Below are 719 nucleotides of genomic sequence, written 5' to 3'. Positions count from 1 at the left end.
ATAGCTCACTAGTCGAGTCGGCCTGCGCGGAAGATTTAACGGGGCTAAGCAATACACCGAAGCTACGGGTACTAGTGTTTACACTAGTGCGGTAGAGGAGCGTTCTGTAAGCCGTAGAAGGTGAAGGGGTAACCCACACTGGAGGTATCAGAAGTGCGAATGCTGACATGAGTAACGATAAAGGGAGTGAAAAACTCCCTCGCCGAAAGACCAAGGGTTCCTGTCCAATGTTAATCAGGGCAGGGTGAGTCGACCCCTAAGGCGAGGCCGAAAGGCGTAGTCGATGGGAAACGGGTTAATATTCCCGTACTTCTGCTAACTGCGATGGAGAGACGGAGAAGGCTAGGCTAGCGCGGCGTTGGTTGTCCGCGTTTAAGGCTGTAGGCTGTTCACTTAGGCAAATCCGGGTGAACATTAGGCTGAGAGTTGATGACGAGGTCCTAAGGGACTGAAGTAGTTGATGCCATGCTTCCAGGAAAATCTTCTAAGCTTCAGGTTAGCAGGAATCGTACCCCAAACCGACACAGGTGGTTGGGTAGAGAATACCAAGGCGCTTGAGAGAACTCGGCTGAAGGAACTAGGCAAAATGGTACCGTAACTTCGGGAGAAGGTACGCTGCCGGCGGTGATGGGACTTGCTCCTTAAGCTGCTGGCAGTCGCAGATACCAGGTGGCTGCAACTGTTTATCAAAAACACAGTACTGTGCAAACTCGCAAGAG

The 719-nt window shown here is 51.7% G+C and carries 1 rRNA gene; it reads left to right on the top strand.

Annotation, left to right across the window (positions count from 1 at the left end):
• Positions 1-719, top strand: a 23S ribosomal RNA gene (locus tag Q0779_RS23695); the annotation flags it as partial.

The sequence above is a fragment of the uncultured Shewanella sp. genome (assembly GCF_947491715.1).
Lineage (GTDB): Bacteria > Pseudomonadota > Gammaproteobacteria > Enterobacterales > Shewanellaceae > Shewanella.
Note: the sequence above shows the minus strand (reverse complement) of the source record. Positions and strands in the feature narration are given on the sequence as shown.